This is a genomic window from Chimaeribacter californicus, assembly GCF_002858675.1.
Lineage (GTDB): Bacteria > Pseudomonadota > Gammaproteobacteria > Enterobacterales > Enterobacteriaceae > Chimaeribacter > Chimaeribacter californicus.
This window is the reverse complement of sequence record NZ_PJZF01000026.1, coordinates 1-21,474: the sequence shown is the minus strand read 5'-3', so window position 1 is coordinate 21,474 and position 21,474 is coordinate 1. Positions and strand designations below refer to the sequence as shown.

Here is a 21,474-nt window from a genome sequence, read left to right as displayed (position 1 = left end):
AACCGGGCCTTTTGAAGGAATGTCACGCTGACGCGTTTACTGGTAGTCGCTCATCGGTACGCATGAACAGAACAGGTTACGGTCACCGTAGACATCATCCAGGCGTTTCACCGCCGGCCAGTATTTGTTTTCACGCGCGGCCTCGCTTGGGAACACCGCCAGCTCACGGCTGTAGGCGTGCTGCCAGTCGTTGACCAGCTCCGCCTGGGTGTGCGGCGCATTCACCAGCGGGTTGTCATCCTGCGGCCACTCACCGGCGGCCACGCGGCTGATTTCCGCGCGGATCGCCAGCATCGCATCGATAAAGCGATCCAGCTCGGCTTTGCCTTCCGACTCCGTCGGCTCCACCATCAGCGTGCCCGCTACCGGGAAGGACATGGTCGGCGCGTGGAACCCATAATCGATCAGGCGCTTGGCGATGTCCATTTCACTGATGCCGGTCGCCTCTTTCAGCGGGCGGATGTCGAGGATGCATTCGTGCGCCACCCGGCCGTCGCGGCCGGTATAGAGCACCGGATAGGCCTCTTTCAGCCGCGTGGCGATGTAGTTGGCGTTGAGGATCGCTACCTGGCTGGCCTGTTTCAGCCCCTCGGCCCCCATCATGCGGATGTACATCCAGCTGATCGGCAAAATTGAAGCGCTGCCGAACGGTGCGGCGGAGACCGCCCCGTTTTGTGTCAGCACGCCGTCAATCGCGACCACGCTGTGGCCCGGCACGAACGGCGCCAGGTGCGCTTTCACGCCAATCGGCCCCATGCCCGGCCCGCCGCCGCCGTGCGGAATGCAGAAGGTTTTATGCAGGTTAAGGTGAGACACGTCCGCGCCGATGTAGCCCGGCGTAGTGATGCCGACCTGCGCGTTCATGTTTGCCCCGTCGAGGTAAACCTGCCCGCCGTACTGATGCACGATCTGGCACACTTCGCGGATGGTTTCTTCATACACGCCGTGGGTGGATGGGTAGGTCACCATGATGCAGGAGAGCTGGTCACCGGCGCGCGCCGCCTTCTCCCGCAGGTCATTCAAATCAATGTTGCCCTGTTTGTCACAGGCGACCACTACCACGTCCATGCCCGCCATCTGCGCGGAGGCCGGGTTGGTGCCGTGGGCGGAGCTTGGGATCAGGCAGAGGTTGCGCCCGCCCTGGTTGCGGCTTTCATGGTAATGGCGGATCGCCAGCAGCCCGGCATATTCACCCTGCGCGCCGGAGTTCGGCTGCATGCAGAGCGCGTCATAACCGGTGAGCTGCACCAGCCACTGCGACAGCTGGCCGATCATCTGCTGATAGCCTGCCGCCTGCTCCGGCGGGCAGAACGGGTGCAGTTCTGAGAATTCCGGCCAGGTGATCGGGATCATCTCTGCCGCGGCGTTCAGCTTCATGGTGCAGGAGCCGAGCGGGATCATCGCCTGGTTCAGCGCCAGATCCTTTTTCTCCAGACGATGCATGTAACGCATCATCTCGGTTTCGCTGTGGTAACGGTTAAACACCGGGTGGGTGAGGATCGGGTCGCGGCGCAGCAGTGCGGCCGGGATCGAGGCGTTCTCCTGGCTGACGGCACGATCGAGCTTATCAACATCCAGCCCGTGGTCGTCGCCCAGCAGCACCGCCAACAGCGTTTGCACATCTTCGCGGCTGGTGGCTTCGTCCAGCGTGATGCCGACCGCGCCGTGGATGTCCGTGCGCAGGTTGATGCCGAAACTCAGCGCGCGCGCCAGCACCGCGGCCTTGTCCTGCACGTCGACGGTCAGGGTGTCGAACCAGCTGGTGTGGCGCAGCGTCAGCCCGCCCTGCTTCAGCCCGGCGGCTAGGATGTCCGTGAGGCGATGGATGCGCCCGGCGATGCGTTTCAGCCCTTCCGGGCCGTGGAACACCGCGTACAGGCTGGCGATGTTCGCCAGCAGCACCTGCGAGGTGCAGATGTTGGAGTTGGCTTTCTCGCGGCGGATATGTTGTTCGCGGGTCTGCATCGCCATGCGCAGCGCGGTGTTCCCGGCAGCATCGCGCGAGACGCCGATAATGCGCCCCGGCATGGAGCGTTTGAATTCATCGCGGCAGGCGAAGAACGCGGCGTGCGGGCCGCCGTAGCCCATCGGCACGCCAAAACGCTGGGCGGAACCGAACACGATGTCCGCGCCCTGCTTGCCCGGCGCGGTCAGCATCACCAGCGCCATGATGTCGGCGGCCACGGCGGTGATGATGTTGCGTTTTTTCAGTTCGGCCATCAGCGCGCTGTAGTCATGCAGCTCGCCGGTGGTGCCCGCCTGTTGCAGCAGCACGCCGAATACGCCGTCCAGATCCAGCACGTTTTCCGCGCGATCGATGATGATGTCAAAGCCGAAGGTTTCGGCGCGGGTGCGCACCACGTCCAGCGTCTGCGGGTGGACGTCATCCGCCACAAAGAAGCGGTTGGCCTGCTTGAGTTTGCTGGCGCGCTTTGCCATCGCCATCGCTTCGGCGGCGGCGGTGGCTTCATCCAGCAGTGAGGCGGAAGCGAGATCCAGCCCGGTGAGATCCTGCGACACCTGCTGGAAATTCAGCAACGCTTCCAGCCGCCCCTGCGACACTTCCGGCTGATAAGGCGTGTAGGCGGTGTACCAGCCGGGGTTCTCCAGCATATTGCGCAGGATCACCGGCGGCGTCAGCACGGCGCTGTAGCCCATGCCGATGTAGGTTTTGTAGCGCTGGTTCTGTGCTGCCATCGCTTTCAGCTCCGCCAGCGCCTGATGCTCGGTGGCCGCCTCGCCCACCGCCGGCGGCCCCGGCAACTGGATGTCGGCCGGGACGATCTGCTGGATCAGGGCCGACAGCGAGGAGGCGCCCACGGCGTCCAGCATTTGTTGCTGCTGGGCGTCGGAAGGGCCAATGTGGCGTTCAACAAACGCCGCGCGGTGTTCAAGTTGGCTGAGAGTCTGGGTCATTGCTACAGATTCCTGAAATCATGCATCGGGTCGGGCACGGGCAGAGGGTCATGCCCGGCGCAGGGCCGGGCCGTGGGGATTACTCGTCAATGCTGCTCTGGTAGGCGGCGGCATCCAGCAGGTTGCCCAGCTCAGACGGATCGGCCGCCTTGATTTTGAACAGCCAGCCGGTGGCGTAGGGCTCACTGTTGACCAGCTCCGGCGAACCGTCCAGCTCGCTGTTCACCTCGACGATTTCACCGCCGATCGGCGCGTAGATGTCAGAGGCGGCTTTTACCGATTCCGCCACCGCGCAATCCTCACCGGCGGTCACCTCGCGGCCCACCTCCGGCAGGTCAACGAACACCATGTCGCCCAGTAACTCCTGGGCGTGCTCGGTGATGCCGACGCAGTAGACACCGTTGCCTTCGTCACGCACCCATTCGTGGGAGCTCGCATATTTCAGTTCGGTTGGCACATTGCTCATCGGGCCTTCTCCTTTAAAATAATATTCAGTTACTGCGCGACCGGTTTTCCGGCACGCACAAAAATAGGTTTCGTCACCCGTACCGGCATTTCACGGTTACGGATTTGCACAATCGCGTGGTCGCCGATGCCGGCTGGTACGCGGGCCAGCGCAATGCTGAAGCCCAGCGTTGGGGAGAAGGAACCGCTGGTGATGATGCCCTGCTGGGTATTGCCGGCGTCATCAATAAAGTGCACCGGCTGGCCGTGACGCAGCACGCCTTTTTCCGTCATCACCAGGCCAACCAGCTGTTCGCTGCCCTGCTCGCGCTGCTTCTCCAGCACCTCCCGGCCGATGAAATCACGATCTTCCGGTTGCCAGGCAATCGTCCAGCCCATGTTGGCCGCCAGCGGAGAGACGCCTTCGTCCATCTCCTGGCCGTAGAGGTTCATGCCCGCTTCCAGCCGCAGCGTGTCACGCGCGCCGAGGCCCGCCGGTTTCACTCCGGCCGCCAGCAATTGCTGCCAGAAGTCAGCGGCTTTTTCATTGGGCAGGGCAATTTCATAGCCCGCTTCGCCGGTGTAGCCGGTGGTGGCGATAAACAGATCTTCGGCCTGTACGCCGAAGAACGGTTTCATGCCGTCCACCGCCTGACGCTGTGCGCCGGTAAACAGCGTACCGGCGCGCTCTTTGGCCTGCGGGCCTTGCACCGCAATCAGCGCCAGATCGTCACGTTCGGTGAGGGCCACGCCAAAGGGCGCGGCGTGTTCGTTGATCCAGGCCAGGTCTTTTTCCCGCGTCGCGGAGTTCACCACCAGCCGGAAGGCATCTTCCGCCAGGAAGTAGACGATCAAATCATCAATCACCCCGCCGGAGGCGTTCAGCATCCCGGTGTAGAGCGCTTTGCCCGGCTGGGTTAGTTTGGCGACGTCATTGGCCAGCAGGTAACGCAGGAAGTCGCGGGTGCGTGCGCCGTTCACATCCACAATCGTCATGTGCGAGACGTCAAACATCCCGGCGTCCTGACGCACGGCGTGGTGTTCATCAAGCTGCGAGCCGTAGTGCAACGGCATCATCCAGCCGTGGAAATCCACCATGCGCGCGCCGCACGCGACGTGTTGATCATAAAGCGGGGTCTGCTTTGCCATGTTTCCCTCATTGCCTGCTGGAGTGTGATTCTGCGGAGACGAACTGGTCACTTTTTAACCCATCCCATTAACGGAAGTATAGCGACGCAATCGTTATCCTTTTGCTGAACTTATCACCGAACCGGGTGCCGATCCATAAGCTGAAATAGGCCGGGTGAGGCCGGGCACCAAAAAAGTGCGGCCTTATCGTGCAGAATATTCCACTGAAAAACTGCGGTGCGCGGCACATAATTAACAATCGGCGTGCAGTTCATACGATATTCCGTAACAAAAAGAGCCTGGAAGGCTGGAGAACCCCATCCCGCTAACTGCCTTCAGATAATTTAAACTAATGCGAAACAGGGGGTAAAATTAGAATATTTCAAACGCACGACGGCCTGCCCCCTTTTAGGGCATAGCGTTAATCTCAGAAGAAAAAAGGAGCGTGATGAAGGGATAGAGCCGGAAAAACCGTTGAAAACAGCAGGGTTAGGCGGCAACGTGCGCCGTTGCCGCCTGACCCTCATCAGAAGGGCGTGTCAGGACGGAGAGTTAAGCCAGTCAGGCAGATCGTTAAGCCCCATAGCCTGCCGTACCAGACGCGGCTTCACGCCCGGCAGGGTGTCTGCCAGCGTCAGGCCGAGGTCACGCAGCAACTTTTTCGCCGGGTTCTGCCCGGCAAACAGATCGCGGAACCCCTGCATCCCGGCCAGCATCAGCGCGGCGCTGTGCTTGCGGCGGCGCTCGTAACGCTTCAGGTAGAGGTGCTGGCCAAAATCTTTGCCCTGCTTTTGCAGGCGGCGGATTTCAGCCGACAGCTCGGCAGCATCCATAAAGCCGAGGTTCACGCCCTGCCCGGCCAGCGGGTGCACGGTGTGCGCCGCATCGCCAATCAGCGCCAGCCGGTGGCCGGCAAAACTGCGGGCGTAACGGCCGGTCAGCGGGAAGGTATGGCGCTCACCCTCAACCCGGCACAACCCCAGGCGCAGGTCGAACTGCATCGCCAGTTCGCGGTTAAACGCCGCCTCATCCAGCGCCGCCAGCCTTAGCGCATCCTCCGGCGGCAGTGACCAGACAATCGAGCAGAGATGCGGGTCGGAGAACGGCAGGAACGCCAGAATGCCGTCACCGTGGAACACCTGCCGCGCCACGCCGTGATGCGGCTCCTCCGTGCGGATGGTGGCGACCAGCGCGGTGTGGCCGTAATCCCAGAAGGTCAGCGGAATATCTGCGTGGCGGCGCAGCCAGGAGTTGGCGCCGTCTGCGCCGACCACCAGCCGGGCGGTGAGCATCCGGCCATCTTCCAGCGTGATAAAGGCTTCATTTTCGCCCCAGGCCACGCTTTTAAGCTGCGCCGGGGCCAGCATTGTCACTTCAGAGAGCGAGGCGGCACGCTGCCACAGCGCCTGTTGCAGCACCGGGTTCTCTACAATATGCCCCAGATGGGCGTACCCGTAATCATCGGCGCGGAACGCGATTCGGCCGAAGCTGTCATGATCCCACACTTCCATCCCGGCATAGGGGCTGGCGCGGCGCGCGGTGATCTCGTCCCAGACGCCGATATGTTGCAGCAGGCGCTCGCTGGCGGCGTTGATCGCCGAGACGCGCACCGAATGTTCCGCCGTCAGCGGCGTCTCCTCCTGCGGCTGGTGTTCCAGCACCGCAATACGCAGCCCGCTGCCGTGCAGGCTGCACGCCAGTGCCAGCCCAACCATGCCGCCACCGGCAATGACCACATCAAAAGATTGCATAATGAGTTTCCTGTTGGCCTCAGCGCGCCACCCATCCCAGGGTCCGGCGGGCAAAGGCATCGCGCAGCAGTGGAGTCTGTTCCATTGCCATCAAACCAAGGTTACGCCCGGCTGCCAGCGGCGCGTAACGGTTGGCGAAAAGGTGAATCAGGCCGTCCGTCACGCCGACGGTGGCCTGCTGATCGGGGCGGCGGCGCGCCTGGTATGCGCTGAGCACGGCACCGCTGCCTACATCCAGCCCCTCTGCGGCGGCATCGGCCACGGTTTCCGCCAGCGTCATCACATCCCGCAGGCCGAGGTTAAAGCCCTGCCCGGCAATCGGGTGCAGGGTTTGCGCCGCATTGCCCACCAGCGCCAGCCGGTGGCTGACGTGGCTGTGCGCGGTGCGCAGGTGCAGCGGGTAAGTTTCCCGCTGCCCGGCCTTGAGGATTTTGCCCAGCCGCCAGCCAAACGCCTGTTGCAACTGGGCGATAAATTCAGCCTCGCTCCAGTTGCTGACCTCCGCCTGCCGTTCACGCGGGTGGCACCAGACCAGTGAGCTGCGCCCCTGCGACATCGGCAGCAGCGCCAGCGGCCCATGTTCGGTAAAGCGTTCAAACGCCCGCCCCTGCGGCGCTTCTGCGGTGGTAACGTTGGCGATCACCGCGATCTGCGGGTAGTCGCTCACCTGCCATTGTACCTGGCAGGCGCGGGCCAGCGCCGAGTGGGAGCCGTCCGCGGCCACCAGTAATTGGGCGGTCAGGGTTTCGCCGCTATCCAGCGTAACGGCGGCGCTGACCCTCTGCCGGTCTACGCTCACGACTTTGGCCGGGCAGTGCAGATGCACGCCCGGTGCCTTGCGCAGCAGCGCAAACAGCCGCCGCCCGGCGTCATGCAGCTCCACCACATTGCCGAGTTCAGTGACGTGGAAATCCTGCGCGTGCAGGTTCACCAGCCCGGCGTGGCCGCGGTCACTGACATGCACATGGGTAATCGGCGTGGCGCAGTCACGCAGGGCGGGCCAGATGCCGATGCGCGCCAGCTGGCGGCAGGTGCCTTGTGCCAGCGCAATTGCCCGCGCATCAAAGCCGGGGTGTTGCCGGTCTTCCGGCAGCGCCGCCTCGATCAAATCGACCCGCACTTTACCCTGGGTCAGGGCGGAAACCGCCAGCGCCAGCGTGGCCCCGGCCATGCCGCCGCCTACAATAATCATGCTCATACGCTTACCGTGCCGCCGCCATCAACGCTTCAATCTCGTCTGCTTCTTTCACCACGCCGCCGGTCAGGATCTCATTGCCGTCTTCGGTGATCAGGATGTCATCTTCAATGCGCACGCCAATGCCGCGGTATTCGGCCGGGACGTTGGCATCCGGCGCGATATACAGCCCCGGTTCCACCGTCAGCACCATGCCCGCTTCCAGCACGCGATCGCGGTCGGTGCCGTAGTGGCCGACATCATGCACATCCAGCCCCAGCCAGTGTGACAGGCCATGCATAAAGAACGGGCGGTAGGCTTTCTCCGCCAGCAGTTGCTCAGTCTCACCGTGCAGAATGCCGAGCCTGACCAGGCCGTCAATCATTACCCGCGCCACCGCCTGCGTGACTTCCAGCATGCTGGTGCCGGGGCGGTAGAGTTCCAGCGCTTTGTATTCGGCTGCCAGCACGATGTCATACACCGCACGCTGGGCCGGGCTGAATTTGCCGTTGACCGGGAAGGTGCGGGTGATGTCCCCCGCGTAGCTGCGGTATTCACAACCGGCATCAATCAGCACCAGATCGCCGTCGCGCATTTCACACTCATTTTCGGTGTAGTGCAGGATGCAGGCGTTCTCGCCGCTGCCGACAATGGTGTTATAAGCCGGGAAACGTGCGCCGTGGCGGGTGAATTCATGCTGGATTTCACCCTCCAGCTGATACTCAAACATGCCGGGGCGGCAACGCTCCATCGCACGGGTATGCGCGAGTGCGGTGATCTCCCCGGCGCGGCGCATCACTGCTACCTCTTCCGGGGATTTGAACAGCCGCATCTCATGCAGCCACGGCCGCCAGTCGGTGATGGTGGCCGGGGCGGCGAGGTTCTGCCGCGCGCCGTTACGCAGTTTTTCCAGCGCACCGAACACCAGGGTGTCGGCGTAGGCGTAGTGGCCCTGCGCGTGATAAATCACGTCCAGCCCGTTCAGCAGCAGGTGGAGTTGCGTGCCGATCTCATCAAACGGCAGGGCGCGATCCACGCCCAGTTTAGCGGGAGCCGCCTCCTGCCCCAGACGGCGGCCAAACCAGATCTCCGCCGTCAGGTCGCGCACCCGGTTAAACAGCACGCTGTGGTTGTGGGTGTCATCGCTTTTAATCAGGATCAGCACCGCTTCCGGTTCGTTAAAGCCGGTGAGATACCAGAAATCACTGTCCTGGCGGTACGGGTAGTCGCTGTCCGCATTGCGGGCGGCTTCCGGGGCGGCAAAAATCAGCGCGGCGCTGGCCGGTGCCATTTTTGCCAGAAGTGCCTGACGGCGGTTCTGAAACTCCTGCTGGGTCATCACCTTCTCCTTAAAATCTGCGTTAACAACCTGTTATTTACCGGGGCATTGCGGCTTAGTGCAGCGTAGGCTTGCGCACTTCCGGCGCGGTTGGCCCCGGTTCTGCGAACTCCGCGTGGCAGAGGATCGCCGCAACGCGCACGTATTCCACCACCTCTTCCAGCGACTGCTCCAGCTCTTCCTGATCTTCATCTTCTTCATAGCCCAGCTGGGCAATGTTGCGCAGGTCATCAATCGCCTCGCCCACTTCATCCTTGACCTGGGAAAGCTTCGGCTGCATCACGCCAAGGCCGAGCAGGAAGTGGTTTACCCAGCCGGAAAGCGCGTCGGCCCGGTCAAAAACGCTGGCCTCGTCATCCGGCATCAGCATACGGAATTCGAAGCCGTCATCTTCCAGCGTGTCACGCGTCACCTGATAGAGATCCTGCAGCGGCGCGTTCAGTGCCTGTGGAAAGGCGATGCCTTCGTTGGTGAGGTCATGTACCAGCGTCTGCCAGCTGGTATCACGGTTACCGCCACACAGCAAACCACTTACCAGGCCATGCATTTCTGCGGCGGTGAGCGCTACCGCCTGCTGGCGGAGGGCCTGATTAATGGCATCATAAGTAGGGTAAGGATTATTTATAGACATACGTATTGGTCATCGTTGGCAGGATAAGTTCATGGTATGCTACCACCAAGATCCGTCGCTGTACCAGATTAGCAGAGACCCGGTTAAGGGTTGATTATCCCTGACAGCTTAGTAGAGTAGAGGCTGCGGCCCAGGGGAATTCCCCGTTGGAAAGGGGTTGTATCTTGGTATTGAGGTATATATAGTGGCGCCCGCTTTAACCGGTGCGGTAAGCGGACGCGGAAATTGAGGCAGGAAGGTGGCATGGCTGCACAACCGGTAGATATTCAAATTTTTGGCCGCTCATTACGGGTAAACTGCCCGCCGGAACAACAAGATGCGTTGAATCTGGCCGCAGAGGATCTGAACCAGCGGTTGCAAGATCTGAAAGTTCGCACTAGAGTCACAAATACAGAACAACTGGTTTTCATCGCGGCACTGAACGTGTGTCACGAACTGGCGCAAGAACGCTTGAAAACGCGTGACTATGCCGCCAATATGGAACAGCGCATCCGGATGTTGCAACAAACCATCGAACAGGCGCTGCTTGAACAGGGCCGCATCTCTGAACGTCAGGGTGCTCCCTTCGAATAACCGGCAGTCGCGGTGATTCGAAAAATGTGTAAAAATGCATACTTAAGCGGTTGATTTTTAAATGTAAGATCTTTAGAGTCAGCAGCGAGTAAAAAATTTCTCTGAGGTGTTCGTCAGCGGGCCAGTCCCCTGAGCCGATATTTCATACCACAAGAATGTGGCGATCCGTAATTGGTGAGCATGCTCGGTTCGTCCGAGAAGCCTTAAAGTTACGACGCTGCGTTCACCTTGAACCAAGGGTTCAAGGGTTACAGCCTGCGGCGGCATCTCGGAGATTCCCTTCTTTACCCGGCAGCACCCCGTTGCCCGTTCTGTTTACACCGACCCGTTTTCCCGTATGGACACGGTTTCCCCTATGAAAACAGACTATCCAGCCCAACACTCTGATATTGCCCTGTTACGCCAGCATCTGCGCACGGAAGTCCGCCAGCGCCGTCGTGCCCTGACACCCCAGCAGCAGCAGCAGGCCGCCCATCAGGCTGCCCAACAGGTTGCCGGCCATCCGCGGATTCAGGCAGCACACAGCGTGGCAATTTTCCTCTCCTTTGACGGCGAACTGCCGACCCGCCCCACCATTGAGCGGCTCTGGTCACTGGGCAAACGCGTCGTGCTGCCGGTGCTGCACCCCTTCTCGCCCGGCCACCTGCTGTTTCTGGACTACCAGCCGGAGACAATACTTAGCCCCAATCGCCTGCGAATTCCTGAGCCGCCATTAGATGTGCGCCATATTCTGCCGCTGCACCAGCTTGACGTGATCCTGACGCCGCTGGTGGCATTTGATGACAGCGGCCAGCGGCTAGGCATGGGCGGCGGGTTTTACGACCGCACGCTGGCACACTGGCGCGAACACGGGCCTTACCCGATTGGTCTGGCGCATGACTGCCAGCAGGTGGCGTGTATCCCGGCGGAACAGTGGGATGTGCCGTTGCCGGAGATTATTACCCCCGGCAAGGTGTGGCGCTGGTAACGCGGGCATAAAAAAACGGGTGCCAGGGGCACCCGTTTTTTTTCTGCCTCAGTCTGTCAGTAAAGCAGGCGGGCGCGGATGGTGCCGGGGATCGCTTTCATCAGCTGCAGCGCGGTGTTGGCGCCGTCAGCGCTGTCGCTTTCAACGTCAATCACCACATAACCGATCTGTGGGCTGGTTTGCAGGTACTGCGCCGCAATGTTGATGCCCTGCTCCGCGAAGATCTGGTTAATGCGCGTCAGCACGCCCGGGCGGTTTTCATGGATGTGCAACAGGCGGCGGGCATTGACACCGTGGCTCGGCAACGAGACTTCCGGGAAGTTAACCGCGGAGAGCGTAGAGCCGTTATCGGAATATTTCGCCAGCTTGCCGGCCACTTCTGAGCCGATATTTTCCTGCGCTTCCTGGGTGGAACCGCCGATGTGCGGCGTGAGGATCACGTTGTCGAACTCGCACAGCGGCGAGTTGAACGGGTCGCTATTGGTAGCCGGCTCTTCCGGGAAGACGTCAATCGCCGCACCGGACAGGTGCTTGCTCGCCAGCGCGTCGCACAGCGCCGGGATGTCCACCACCGTGCCGCGTGAGGCGTTGATCAGAATCGCGCCCGGCTTCATCAGTTTGAACTCTTCTACGCCCATCATATTCTGCGTGGACGGCGTTTCCGGCACGTGCAGCGACACCACGTCGCTCATGTTCAGCAGTTCAGAGAGGTGGCGCACCTGCTGGGCATTGCCGAGCGGCAGCTTGTTCTCGATGTCGTAGAAATAGACCTGCATCCCCAGCCCTTCGGCCAGTACGCCGAGCTGCATACCGATGTGGCCGTAGCCGATGATGCCGAGACGCTTGCCGCGTGCTTCAAACGAGCCGACGGCCAGTTTGTGCCAGACACCGCGATGTGCCTTGGCGTTGGCCGCCGGGATGCCGCGCATCATCAGCAGCAGCTCGCCGAGCACCATTTCTGCCACGGATCGGGTATTGGAGAAAGGCGCGTTGAACACGGGAATGCCGCGTTTGGTGGCGGCGCTCAGGTCAACCTGGTTGGTGCCGATGCAGAAACAGCCTACTGCTATCAGCTTTTCTGCCGCCGCAAACACCTCTTCGGTAAGCTGGGTACGCGAGCGGATGCCGACAAAGTGCGCATCGCGGATGGACGCTTTCAGCGCCTCGGTATCCAGCGCGCCTTTGTGGTATTCGATGTTGGTATATCCGGCAGCACGCAGGTTTTCAACGGTGCTCTGATGGACCCCTTCCACTAACAGAAACTTAATTCTGTCCTTCTCCAGTGATACTTTTGCCATGACCCGACCCTATTTTTCAGACTTCAGAAACGGCTGTCGTGCAACGTTGTGCAGCAGCGCCGCTTCAACATAACAAATATTCAGCGGGCGGCAATACAAACGATTGCGGGCGGCTCAGCATAAGGCGCACCGGCGTTGCGTGTTTTTGGCGAAAAATGCTGGGGAAGCGGAAAGCGTCAGAATGTTAGGAAATGCAAACCGTGGATTGTGACATATGTCACCAAATTTACGCAGGAGAAGAAAAGATATTTCAGTGTGAAAAATATGACCGGTCATAAGCGATGGCTATGGCCCGCCAGCCCGGTGGTTTCCACCGGCGAGCCGCACAGGCAGCGCCCTGCACATGCCGCTCACCGGCCCGGCTGCGCAATCTGCCCCGGCCGCCGGGGCAGATCGGGGGCTTATTTTACGGTCTTCACGCCGTCTTTGGTGCCGACCAGCGCTACATCCGCGCCACGGTTGGCAAAGAGCCCCACCGTCACCACGCCTGCAATGTTATTGATGCTGTTTTCCAGCGCAACCGGATCCAGGATGGTGAGGTTGCGCACATCCAGGATGATATTGCCGTTGTCGGTAACCACGCCCTGACGGTACTCCGGCTGGCCGCCCAGTTTCACCAGCTCACGCGCCACATAGGCACGCGCCATCGGGATCACTTCCACCGGCAGCGGAAAGTTGCCCAGCACATCCACCTGTTTGGAGGCATCCACAATGCAGATAAATTTGCGCGCAATCGCCGCAATGATCTTCTCACGCGTCAGCGCTGCGCCGCCGCCTTTGATCATCTGCATATGGCCGTTGATCTCGTCGGCCCCGTCAACGTAGATGTCCAGGCTGTCCACGTCGTTGCAGTCAAACACCGGAATGCCGAGGCTTTTGAGTTTGGCGGTGGAGGCGTCCGAGCTGGAGACCGCGCCGTCAATCTGATGTTTGATGGAGCCGAGCGCGTCGATAAAATGCGCCGCCGTGGAGCCGGTACCGACACCGACAATGGTGCCCGGTGTCACGTAATCAAGTGCTGCCCATCCGACCGCTTTTTTCAGTTCATCCTGAGTCATAGTAAGTTCATTGCTCCCGCTGCGAAAACGTGTGCGTATTATAGAGCAAGCGCTGCTGAAAAGGGCGCGCAATCCGTGGTGGGGGATCACAGTTCCACCGGGGGAACACGGTGATTTTGCCCCCGCAGCGCGGCAAAATTGTGGCATAGTGCGCTAATACAACGACTTCAGGGGACAGATTTCCAATGAAACGCCCAGACTACCGAACGTTGCAGGCGCTGGACGCGGTGATCCGTGAGCGCGGCTTTGAACGCGCCGCTCAGAAACTTTGCATCACACAATCGGCGGTTTCCCAACGCATCAAACAGCTGGAAAACCTTTTCGGCCAGCCGCTGCTGGTGCGTACCGTGCCGCCGCGCCCGACCGAGCAGGGGCAGAAACTGCTGGCGCTGCTGCATCAGGTGGAGTTGCTGGAGGAGGAGTGGCTGGGCAATGACACCGGCAGTGACTCGCCGCTGCTGCTGTCGCTGGCGGTCAACGCCGACAGCCTGGCAACCTGGCTGCTGCCGGCGTTGAAGCCGGTGCTGGCCGACTCGCCGATCCGCCTGAATTTGCAGGTGGAAGATGAAACCCGCACCCAGGAGCGCCTGCGCCGTGGGGAAGTGGTGGGCGCGGTCAGTATTCAGCCGCAGCCGCTGCCAAGCTGCCTGGTGGATCAGCTCGGGGCGCTGGATTACCTGTTCGTGGCCTCAAAAGCCTTTGCCGACCGCTATTTCCCGAACGGCGTCACGCGTAATGCACTATTGAAAGCGCCGGCGGTGGCGTTCGACCATCTTGATGATATGCATCAGGCTTTTTTGCAGCAGAATTTTGACCTCTCGCCCGGCAGTGTGCCCTGCCACATCGTTAACTCGTCGGAAGCCTTTGTGCAGCTGGCGCGGCAAGGCACCACCTGCTGCATGATCCCGCATTTGCAGATTGAGCGTGAACTGGAGAGCGGCGAACTGATTGACCTGACGCCCGGCCTGTTCCAGCGGCGGATGCTGTTCTGGCACCGGTTCGCACCGGAGAGCCGCATGATGCGCAAAGTCACGGATGCGCTGATCGCCCATGGCCATCAGGTGTTGCGGCAGGATTGAAAACGGCCCCGCAGGGCCGTTGAGACATCATCGTAACGCATGACGGAATTACGGGCGCTGTAGCTCAAACACCACATCCACCTGATCGTCAAAGTGAATGGTTTGCTGGTCATAGGTTTGGGCTGCGTCGCTTTGCGGGGCAGCTTCTGCCGTTTTGTACATCCGCATCACCGGCATCGGCTGGTAATTGGCAACATGGTAACGGATGCTGAATACCGGCCCCAGTTTGGCTTTGAAGCCCGCTGCCAGCGCGCCGGCCTGCTGGGTGGCGTTATCAATCGCTTTCTGGCGTGCCTGATCGCGGTACGTTTCCGGGTTAGCCACCCCCAGTTCCACGGCACGGATCTCATTCAGGCCCGATTTCAGCGCGCCGTCCAGCAGGTCATTCAGCTTGTCCAGCTGGCGCAGCGTCACCTGTACCTGGCGCGATGCCCGGTAACCTTTCAGCTCAGATCCGCCGTCTTTCAGGTAGGTATATTCCGGCTGGGTGCGCAGGTTAGCGGCGTTGATGTCTTTCTTGTCGATACCGTTTTTCTGCAGGAACGAGAAATATTCGGCCACTTTCGCGTCAGCCTGTTGTTTAGCGGTCGCGGCATCTTTTGAGGAGACGTTGACCTCAATGGCCAGGGTGGCGATGTCCGGGGTGGCATCCACGCTGGCGGTACCTGAGGTCACTACATGCGGGCCTTCCGGCACTTCAGCGGCCTGAACCATCAGCGGTGCGCTGCCCATTCCCATCATTGCGGCTAAAGCCAATGCCTTTAACTTCACGGTAGCTCCTTATTAGTGCGTTGTTCGCCGGGAGAAAGTCCCTTCAGCCCTCATTAGTCACCAATTATCATGGGGCGGCAACACGCTTTTCATTAGTTTACCCGCCAGCCGGTTCACCTTGTGCGGGTGAGGCCCAGTGACGTCGCATCCGACGAATATAAACCCTGCCGTATCAATACCAGCATAACGTGCGGCCGGGCGCGTGCCCTATAGGATTACTTCGAATACCGCCGCCCGTTACGCTGTTTTTAACCCACCTCACACTTTTCCGGTCAGCGGGAGAGCGCCTGCCACGCCAGTTGCAGCGCGATACCCCACATTACCAGCCCGACCAGCAGGTTAATGATGCGCTGCGCACGGGCAGTCCGCAACACCGGGGCCAGCCAGGCCGCCAGCAATGCCAGGCCGAAGAACCAGACCAGCGAGGCACAAGCCGCCCCAAGCGCAAACCAGCGGCGCGCATCCGGCGCAAACTGGCCGCCCAGGCTGCCCAGCACCACAAAAGTATCCAGGTAGACATGCGGGTTGAGCCAGGTCACCGCCAGCAGCGTGACCACAATTTTCCAGCGGCTCTGGCGGGCGAAGCTCTCCTCACTTTGCGCTTCCCCCGGCCGGGCCGCACTGCGCAGCGCGCCAAAGCCATACCAGAGCAGGAACGCCACCCCGCCCCAGGTCACCAGTGCCAGCAGCACAGGGGAGCGGCTGAGCAGCGCGCTGCCGCCGAAAACGCCGGCACAGATCAGTGCCACATCACTCAGGGTGCAGAGTGAGGCGATCATCACGTGATACTGGCGGCGGATGCCCTGATACAGCACAAACGCATTCTGCGGCCCGAGCGGCAGGATCATGGCCGCGCCCAGCAGAAAGCCTTGGAGATAGATAGCTAACACAATAAACGTCCTCATCAAAAAAGCCGCTGTACGCCACAGCAGGCTGGAATGGGCGCAGTGTACGGGCGTGGTGTTATCAGAGGAAACGCAAAAATCTTATTGCATATAAGTGTGGCTAATAGGCATAGCGAATGGCCGCGCCCATAAAAAAGGGGCACCCGGAGGTGCCCCTGCAGCGGGCTGCGCAGATCAGGTTGCGCTGCTGGTCGCCGGGCTTTCTGTGCCTTTTTTCAGGCTCAGGTTGCGATCGTCTTTCGGCTGGTCAGCGGCCGGTTCCGCTGAGGCGCTTTCCGCTTTGTAAAGGTGGACGTCCATCTGCGGATAAGGGATGCCGATGTTGTGTTTATCCAGCGCGCGCTTGAAGCTTTCCAGCGTATCCCAGAATGTTTCCTGCGCATTGCCGTTGGTGGTCCAGAAGCGCACCACGAAATTCAGCGTTGAGGCGCCCATCTCATTCAGACGTACCACCACGCCTTTGTCATGCATGATGCGTTCATCAGCGGCCACAATGTCACCCAGCACTTTTTTCACGGTATCGATGTCGGCGTCATACGCTACGCCCACCACAATCTCGGTACGGCGGTTCGGCTCCCGGGAGGTGTTGATGATGTTGTTGGCGATGATCTTACCGTTCGGCACCACCACCATTTTGTCATCCGGGGTACGCAGTGTGGTATGGAAAATCTGCACCTCTTCCACGGTACCGGACACGCCGCCCAGGTCCACATACTCACCGGCACGGAATGGGCGGAAGATCACCAGCAGCACGCCGGCGGCAAAGTTAGACAGCGAGCCTTGCAGCGCCAGGCCCACGGCCAGGCCGGCGGCACCCAGCACCGCGATCACTGAGGCGGTCTGCACGCCGATGCGGCCCAGCGCCGCGATGATGGTGAATGCGATCACCCCGTAACGTACAATCGCTGACAGGAAATCGGACACCGTGTCATCGATGCCCCTGGCATGCATGACTTTGCGGAGCGTGCTGGAGATCACTTTGGCGGCCATAAAGCCGAGGATCATGATGACAACGGCGGCCACGATATTCACCGCGTAATGGATCAATAAACTCTGGTTACGGGCCAGCCAGCTGCCGGCACTGTTAATCTTGTCTACCACGTTCAAATCTTCCATTCATCTCACCTTTGTTATTTTCACAGTCTCCCCCCTGATGCCGGGGGTGCGTCATACCTGTCTGTTACTCTACGCCTGGCTTCACGCCCGGCAAGGGGCCGGCGCGGTAAAAACCACAAAGATTATCAAGGTTTTCAAGCCTGACAAGCATGCCTATAAGGGTAACTAACAAAATCCGCTCCCGCCAACCCACAGCCCCCGATCGTGCCCCAGACGCCGAAAAACAGGCCAATCCGGCCGAAATCCGCACAGACTCGGGCGTCAGCCATAAAAAAAGGCCCCCATGCGGGAGCCTTGTGGTCTGCCAGGAAACAGATTAGAGCACGTCGATCGCGTTCAGTTCCTGGAACGCCTGCTCCAGGCGGGTCACCATGGAGCTTTGTGCAGCACGCAGCCAGACACGCGGATCGTAGTATTTCTTGTTCGGCTGGTCTTCGCCTTTCGGGTTGCCCAGCTGGCTCTGCAGGTAGGCTTCGTTTTCTTTGTAATACTTCAGGATACCTTCCCAGTTTGCCCATTGGGTGTCGGTATCGATGTTCATTTTGATCACGCCATAGCTGACGGAATCTTTGATCTCCTGGGCAGAAGAACCGGAACCGCCGTGGAAGACGAAGTTCAGGCTGTTGTGCGGCAGGTTGTGTTTTTTGGACACATAATCCTGAGAATCACGCAGGATGGTCGGGGTCAGCTTCACGTTACCCGGCTTGTACACACCGTGAACGTTACCGAAGGACGCGGCGATGGTGAAGCGCGGGCTGATGGCGTTCAGTTTGGTGTACGCGTAGTCCACGTCTTCCGGCTGGGTGTACAGCGCGGAGGCGTCCATGTGGCTGTTGTCCACGCCATCTTCTTCACCGCCGGTGCAGCCCAGTTCGATCTCCAGGGTCATGCCCATTTTGGACATACGCTCCAGGTACTTGGAACAGATCTCGATATTCTCTTCCAGGGACTCTTCGGAAAGGTCGATCATGTGGGAGGAGAACAGCGGTTTGCCGGTCGCAGCGAAGTGCTTCTCGCCCGCATCCAGCAAGCCGTCGATCCACGGCAGCAGTTTCTTGGCACAGTGGTCAGTGTGCAGGATAACCGGCACGCCGTAGTGCTCTGCCATCTGGTGCACGTGGTGTGCGCCGGAGATAGCACCCAGGATAGCCGCGCCCTGCGGGACGTCAGTTTTCAGGCCTTTACCGGCGATGAATGCCGCGCCACCATTGGAGAACTGAACGATAACCGGTGCTTTGACTTTAGCGGCGGTTTCCAGCACAGCGTTGATGGAGTCGGTACCTACGCAGTTAACTGCCGGCAGTGCGAAGTTGTTTTCTTTCGCTACCTGGAACACTTTCTGAACGTCATCACCTGTGATGACACCCGGTTTTACGAAATCAAAAATTTTAGACATTTTACGTCGTCCTGTTTCGTCGGCCGTAGAGAGAAATGAATCGGTACGCCGTTGCGCCCTGCCCCAGAAACGCGGGGCGTAACGGCAGGAACGGGCAGCCTGCGCGGCCCGTCCAGGTTAATTACTGCTTGGCACGCTCTTCCAGCATCACAACTGCCGGCAGTTTTTTACCTTCCACGAACTCCAGGAAGGCACCGCCGCCGGTAGAGATATAGGAAATCTTGTCAGCAATTCCGAACAGATCGATTGCTGCCAGAGTGTCACCACCGCCTGCGATGGAGAATGCGTCGCTGTCGGCGATTGCCTGCGCGACAATTTCGGTTCCTTTACGGAAATTCGGGAACTCGAATACCCCTACCGGGCCGTTCCACAGAATGGTCTTGGCATTTTTCAGGATCTCAGCCAGACGCTCAGCGGACGCATCACCCAGGTCAAGGATTTGCTCATCATCTTTGATGTCGTTGACTGATTTCAACGTTGCCGGTGCGGTTTCGGAAAACTCCGTGGCGACGCGCACATCGGTCGGCACCGGAATGTCACAGGTTTCGAGCAGTTTTTTCGCTTCATCAGTCAGGTCGGCTTCATACAGGGATTTACCGACGTTGTGGCCCTGTGCGGCCACAAAGGTGTTGGCGATGCCGCCGCCGACAATCAGCTGGTCAGCGATTTTGGAGAGGGAATCCAGCACGGTGAGTTTGGTGGAGACTTTAGAGCCGCCCACAATCGCCACCATCGGGCGGGCCGGGTTACCCAGCGCTTTGCCCAGGGCTTCCAGTTCTGCAGAGAGCAGCGGGCCGGCACAGGCCACCGGCGCGAACTTGCCGACGCCATGGGTAGAGGCCTGCGCACGGTGGGCGGTGCCGAACGCGTCCATCACAAAGACGTCACACAGCGCGGCGTATTTCTTCGACAGCGCTTCGTCATCTTTTTTCTCGCCTTTGTTAAAGCGGACGTTTTCCAGAACCACCAGTTCACCTTCTGCAACGTCAACGCCGTCCAGATACTCTTTCGCCAGGCGCACCGGGGAAGAGAGCTTATCTTTCAGGTAGTTCACAACCGGCAGCAGCGAAAACTCGTCGTTGTATTCGCCTTCGGTCGGACGGCCGAGGTGAGATGTAACCATGACACGTGCACCTTGCTTCAGCGCGGCTTCAATCGTCGGCAGGGACGCACGGATACGCGCGTCAGAGGTAACTTTGCCCTCTTTTACCGGCACGTTCAGATCAGCGCGGATAAGCACGCGTTTGCCGGCCAGATCCAGATCGGTCATTTTAATTACAGACATGGTGAACCCTCTCGTTGATTCTCTTTTAAAGTTGCTTGAGCGATGCGCCGGGCGAAACCGGTACACCGTACTAGAAACCGCTTGCGGCCATTGCCCTGGTGGTGTCTAACATCCGGTTGGCAAAGCCCCACTCATTGTCGCACCAGACCAAGGTCTTAATCAGGTGCTGTCCGCTGACCCGCGTCTGCGTGCCGTCAACGATGGCACTGTGCGGATCATGGTTAAAATCTATCGAGACTAATGGTAGTTCCGTATAGTCAACTATACCACGAAAAGCCCCCTGTGCGGCCTTTTGCAACAGCAGGTTGACGTCATGTACCCCGACACAGGCCCCGACAAAAACGCTGAGATCGATGGCTGTGACATTGATGGTCGGCACCCGCACCGAGATCGCTTCGAAGCGATCCTGGAACTGTGGAAAAATGCGCGTGATGCCTGCTGACAGCTTGGTGTCGACCGGAATGATCGACTGGCTGGCCGCGCGGGTACGGCGCAAATCCGGGTGATAGGCGTCAATCACCGGCTGGTCGTTCATGGAAGAGTGGATGGTGGTCACGGTGCCGGATTCGATGCCGTAAGCGTCGTCCAGCAGCTTGATGACCGGGATGATGCAATTGGTGGTGCAGGAGGCATTAGAGACAATGCGATCCTCCCGGCACAGCGCATCATGGTTGACGCCATACACCACCGTGGCATCGAGGTCATGCCCGCCCGGGTGGGCAAACAGCACCTTTTTAGCCCCGGCAGCGCGGTGCACCTCGCCATCGGCACGGCTGCCGTAAACGCCGGTGCAATCCAGCACCACATCCACACCCAGTTCGCCCCACGGCAGTGCAGCCAGATCCGGCTCATGCAGCAGGCGGATGGTGTCATCGCCAACCGACAGCACATCGCACTCCTGCCGCACGTCCCAGGCGAAACGCCCGTGACTGGTGTCATATTTCAGCAGGTGCGCCATGCCTTCAGACTGTGCCAGTTCATTAATCGCAACCACAGAAATCTCCGCCCGGCGGCCGGATTCATAAAGCGCGCGTAAAACGCTGCGGCCGATACGGCCAAACCCGTTTATCGCGATGCGGATGGTCATGCTTTTCCCTGATTTACGGTCATTGTGCCAGCCTTATAGCGTAATACAGCGCGCCCCCGGGAGGAATCCTCCTGCCGTGTTTACATCATCACATCAATTATGTGATCACCATCACACTCTTCATTTTATTGGGATATTTCCCAACTGAAACGGTTCAGCGGAGCATAAACCAAAGCGATCCTAAAGAAAATGATCTGACCCCAGCCTAAGATGATCCTGATGCAATTGCTGGAAATATCGCCACTCAATGAGAAACTCCCGGGTGGATAAGCCGGTTATGTCCGCCCACCTGATGCTGCAAGGCCAGATTTCCCCTTTTTTACATTTTTCAGGCATAAAAAAAGCGCCCCCTTGGGGCGCTTATCTGGTCAGGCCGGGCAGGCAGCGGGCTTAGCCCAGCAGCGCTTTCGCCTTGCTCACCACGTTGTCTACGGTGAAGCCGAACAGCTCGAACAGTTTCTCCGCCGGGGCGGATTCGCCGAAGGTGGTCATGCCCACCACGTCGCCGTTCAGGCCGACATACTTGTACCAGTAGTCGCTGATACCCGCCTCAATC

General features: G+C 59.8%; 18 protein-coding genes, 1 other RNA gene and 1 pseudogene. 4 read left to right on the top strand and 16 right to left on the bottom strand.

Going from position 1 to position 21,474, the window contains the following annotated elements:
- Positions 1 to 36: 36 nt before the first annotated feature.
- The 7 genes from gcvP to CYR55_RS20830 all read right to left on the bottom strand — a co-directional run bounded on the left by gcvP (position 37) and on the right by CYR55_RS20830 (position 9,383).
- A complete protein-coding gene (gene gcvP / locus CYR55_RS20860) occupies positions 37 to 2,916 on the bottom strand; it encodes an aminomethyl-transferring glycine dehydrogenase (RefSeq protein WP_101818268.1) in 2,880 nt (959 codons plus the stop codon).
- 79 nt (positions 2,917 to 2,995) lie between these two features.
- Entirely contained in the window at positions 2,996 to 3,382 is a 387-nt protein-coding gene (gene gcvH / locus CYR55_RS20855; RefSeq protein ID WP_101818267.1) for a glycine cleavage system protein GcvH, read from the bottom strand.
- Between the two features lie 29 nt (positions 3,383 to 3,411).
- On the bottom strand, positions 3,412 to 4,509 hold the full coding sequence (gene gcvT / locus CYR55_RS20850) for a glycine cleavage system aminomethyltransferase GcvT (RefSeq protein ID WP_101818266.1): 1,098 nt from the start codon (positions 4,507 to 4,509) through the stop codon (positions 3,412 to 3,414).
- 518 nt (positions 4,510 to 5,027) lie between these two features.
- Positions 5,028 to 6,239 carry an FAD-dependent 2-octaprenylphenol hydroxylase gene (gene ubiI / locus CYR55_RS20845; protein ID WP_101818265.1) on the bottom strand — a complete coding sequence of 404 codons (1,212 nt, stop codon included), beginning with the start codon at positions 6,237 to 6,239 and terminating at the stop codon, positions 5,028 to 5,030.
- Positions 6,240 to 6,258: 19 nt separating this feature from the next.
- A complete protein-coding gene (gene ubiH, locus CYR55_RS20840; protein ID WP_101818264.1) occupies positions 6,259 to 7,437 on the bottom strand; it encodes a 2-octaprenyl-6-methoxyphenyl hydroxylase in 1,179 nt (392 codons plus the stop codon).
- A gap of 4 nt (positions 7,438 to 7,441) precedes the next feature.
- On the bottom strand, positions 7,442 to 8,752 hold the full coding sequence (gene pepP, locus CYR55_RS20835; RefSeq protein WP_101818263.1) for a Xaa-Pro aminopeptidase: 1,311 nt from the start codon (positions 8,750 to 8,752) through the stop codon (positions 7,442 to 7,444).
- A 55-nt stretch (positions 8,753 to 8,807) separates the two neighbouring features.
- Positions 8,808 to 9,383: a YecA/YgfB family protein gene (locus CYR55_RS20830; protein ID WP_101818262.1), complete on the bottom strand. Its 576-nt coding sequence runs from the start codon at positions 9,381 to 9,383 to the stop codon at positions 8,808 to 8,810.
- A 243-nt stretch (positions 9,384 to 9,626) separates the two neighbouring features.
- On the opposite strand from CYR55_RS20830, the gene zapA reads away from it, so the two are divergent.
- The 3 genes from zapA (at position 9,627) to CYR55_RS20815 (ending at position 10,923) form a co-directional block, all read left to right on the top strand.
- Complete coding sequence (gene zapA, locus CYR55_RS20825; protein WP_072932761.1) at positions 9,627 to 9,956, top strand: cell division protein ZapA; 330 nt, start codon at positions 9,627 to 9,629, stop codon at positions 9,954 to 9,956.
- Positions 9,957 to 10,051: 95 nt separating this feature from the next.
- Positions 10,052 to 10,235: non-coding RNA, 6S RNA (gene ssrS, locus CYR55_RS20820), on the top strand.
- A gap of 76 nt (positions 10,236 to 10,311) precedes the next feature.
- On the top strand, positions 10,312 to 10,923 hold the full coding sequence (locus tag CYR55_RS20815; protein WP_101818261.1) for a 5-formyltetrahydrofolate cyclo-ligase: 612 nt from the start codon (positions 10,312 to 10,314) through the stop codon (positions 10,921 to 10,923).
- A 56-nt stretch (positions 10,924 to 10,979) separates the two neighbouring features.
- Here the strand turns inward: CYR55_RS20815 and serA are convergent, their stop codons facing one another.
- Together serA and rpiA are read right to left on the bottom strand one after the other, a co-directional pair.
- The gene (gene serA, locus CYR55_RS20810; protein ID WP_101818260.1) at positions 10,980 to 12,221 is read right to left on the bottom strand and encodes a phosphoglycerate dehydrogenase; all 1,242 of its coding nucleotides are present in this window, start codon (positions 12,219 to 12,221) and stop codon (positions 10,980 to 10,982) included.
- Positions 12,222 to 12,622: 401 nt separating this feature from the next.
- On the bottom strand, positions 12,623 to 13,279 hold the full coding sequence (gene rpiA / locus CYR55_RS20805) for a ribose-5-phosphate isomerase RpiA (protein WP_072932769.1): 657 nt from the start codon (positions 13,277 to 13,279) through the stop codon (positions 12,623 to 12,625).
- Positions 13,280 to 13,464: 185 nt separating this feature from the next.
- Here rpiA and CYR55_RS20800 point away from each other — a divergent pair, with 185 nt between their 5' ends.
- Positions 13,465 to 14,358 (top strand): LysR family transcriptional regulator ArgP, encoded by an 894-nt coding sequence (locus CYR55_RS20800; RefSeq protein ID WP_072932771.1) that lies wholly within the window; start codon positions 13,465 to 13,467, stop codon positions 14,356 to 14,358.
- Positions 14,359 to 14,406: 48 nt separating this feature from the next.
- Here the strand turns inward: CYR55_RS20800 and CYR55_RS20795 are convergent, their stop codons facing one another.
- From CYR55_RS20795 to CYR55_RS24050, 7 genes and pseudogenes are all read right to left on the bottom strand, one after another.
- The gene (locus CYR55_RS20795; protein WP_101818259.1) at positions 14,407 to 15,129 is read right to left on the bottom strand and encodes an oxidative stress defense protein; all 723 of its coding nucleotides are present in this window, start codon (positions 15,127 to 15,129) and stop codon (positions 14,407 to 14,409) included.
- A 272-nt stretch (positions 15,130 to 15,401) separates the two neighbouring features.
- On the bottom strand, positions 15,402 to 16,019 hold the full coding sequence (gene argO / locus CYR55_RS20790) for an arginine exporter ArgO (protein ID WP_101818307.1): 618 nt from the start codon (positions 16,017 to 16,019) through the stop codon (positions 15,402 to 15,404).
- Between the two features lie 273 nt (positions 16,020 to 16,292).
- A pseudogene (mscS, locus tag CYR55_RS20785) lies at positions 16,293 to 17,150 on the bottom strand (small-conductance mechanosensitive channel MscS); the annotation flags it as partial.
- A gap of 316 nt (positions 17,151 to 17,466) precedes the next feature.
- Positions 17,467 to 18,546, bottom strand: coding sequence for a class II fructose-bisphosphate aldolase (fbaA, locus tag CYR55_RS20780; RefSeq protein ID WP_101818257.1), 1,080 nt, complete (start codon positions 18,544 to 18,546; stop codon positions 17,467 to 17,469).
- 121 nt (positions 18,547 to 18,667) lie between these two features.
- Positions 18,668 to 19,831: a phosphoglycerate kinase gene (gene pgk, locus CYR55_RS20775; protein ID WP_101818256.1), complete on the bottom strand. Its 1,164-nt coding sequence runs from the start codon at positions 19,829 to 19,831 to the stop codon at positions 18,668 to 18,670.
- Positions 19,832 to 19,901: 70 nt separating this feature from the next.
- Positions 19,902 to 20,918, bottom strand: a complete 1,017-nt coding sequence (epd, locus tag CYR55_RS20770) for an erythrose-4-phosphate dehydrogenase (protein WP_101818255.1) — start codon at positions 20,916 to 20,918, stop codon at positions 19,902 to 19,904.
- A gap of 390 nt (positions 20,919 to 21,308) precedes the next feature.
- Positions 21,309 to 21,474, bottom strand: a 166-nt coding sequence (locus CYR55_RS24050) for a transketolase-like TK C-terminal-containing protein (RefSeq protein WP_175580802.1), incomplete at its 5' end; no start/stop codon positions are given.

What these genes read in the sequence shown, in the direction of transcription:
- gcvP (WP_101818268.1), bottom strand. Translation starts at nt 2,916, where the DNA reads ATGACCCAGACTCTCAGCCAACTTGAACACCGCGCGGCGTTTGTTGAA.
- gcvH (WP_101818267.1), bottom strand. Translation starts at nt 3,382, where the DNA reads ATGAGCAATGTGCCAACCGAACTGAAATATGCGAGCTCCCACGAATGG.
- gcvT (WP_101818266.1), bottom strand. Translation starts at nt 4,509, where the DNA reads ATGGCAAAGCAGACCCCGCTTTATGATCAACACGTCGCGTGCGGCGCG.
- ubiI (WP_101818265.1), bottom strand. Translation starts at nt 6,239, where the DNA reads ATGCAATCTTTTGATGTGGTCATTGCCGGTGGCGGCATGGTTGGGCTG.
- ubiH (WP_101818264.1), bottom strand. Translation starts at nt 7,437, where the DNA reads ATGAGCATGATTATTGTAGGCGGCGGCATGGCCGGGGCCACGCTGGCG.
- pepP (WP_101818263.1), bottom strand. Translation starts at nt 8,752, where the DNA reads ATGACCCAGCAGGAGTTTCAGAACCGCCGTCAGGCACTTCTGGCAAAA.
- CYR55_RS20830 (WP_101818262.1), bottom strand. Translation starts at nt 9,383, where the DNA reads ATGTCTATAAATAATCCTTACCCTACTTATGATGCCATTAATCAGGCC.
- zapA (WP_072932761.1), top strand. Translation starts at nt 9,627, where the DNA reads ATGGCTGCACAACCGGTAGATATTCAAATTTTTGGCCGCTCATTACGG.
- CYR55_RS20815 (WP_101818261.1), top strand. Translation starts at nt 10,312, where the DNA reads ATGAAAACAGACTATCCAGCCCAACACTCTGATATTGCCCTGTTACGC.
- serA (WP_101818260.1), bottom strand. Translation starts at nt 12,221, where the DNA reads ATGGCAAAAGTATCACTGGAGAAGGACAGAATTAAGTTTCTGTTAGTG.
- rpiA (WP_072932769.1), bottom strand. Translation starts at nt 13,279, where the DNA reads ATGACTCAGGATGAACTGAAAAAAGCGGTCGGATGGGCAGCACTTGAT.
- CYR55_RS20800 (WP_072932771.1), top strand. Translation starts at nt 13,465, where the DNA reads ATGAAACGCCCAGACTACCGAACGTTGCAGGCGCTGGACGCGGTGATC.
- fbaA (WP_101818257.1), bottom strand. Translation starts at nt 18,546, where the DNA reads ATGTCTAAAATTTTTGATTTCGTAAAACCGGGTGTCATCACAGGTGAT.
- pgk (WP_101818256.1), bottom strand. Translation starts at nt 19,831, where the DNA reads ATGTCTGTAATTAAAATGACCGATCTGGATCTGGCCGGCAAACGCGTG.
- epd (WP_101818255.1), bottom strand. Translation starts at nt 20,918, where the DNA reads ATGACCATCCGCATCGCGATAAACGGGTTTGGCCGTATCGGCCGCAGC.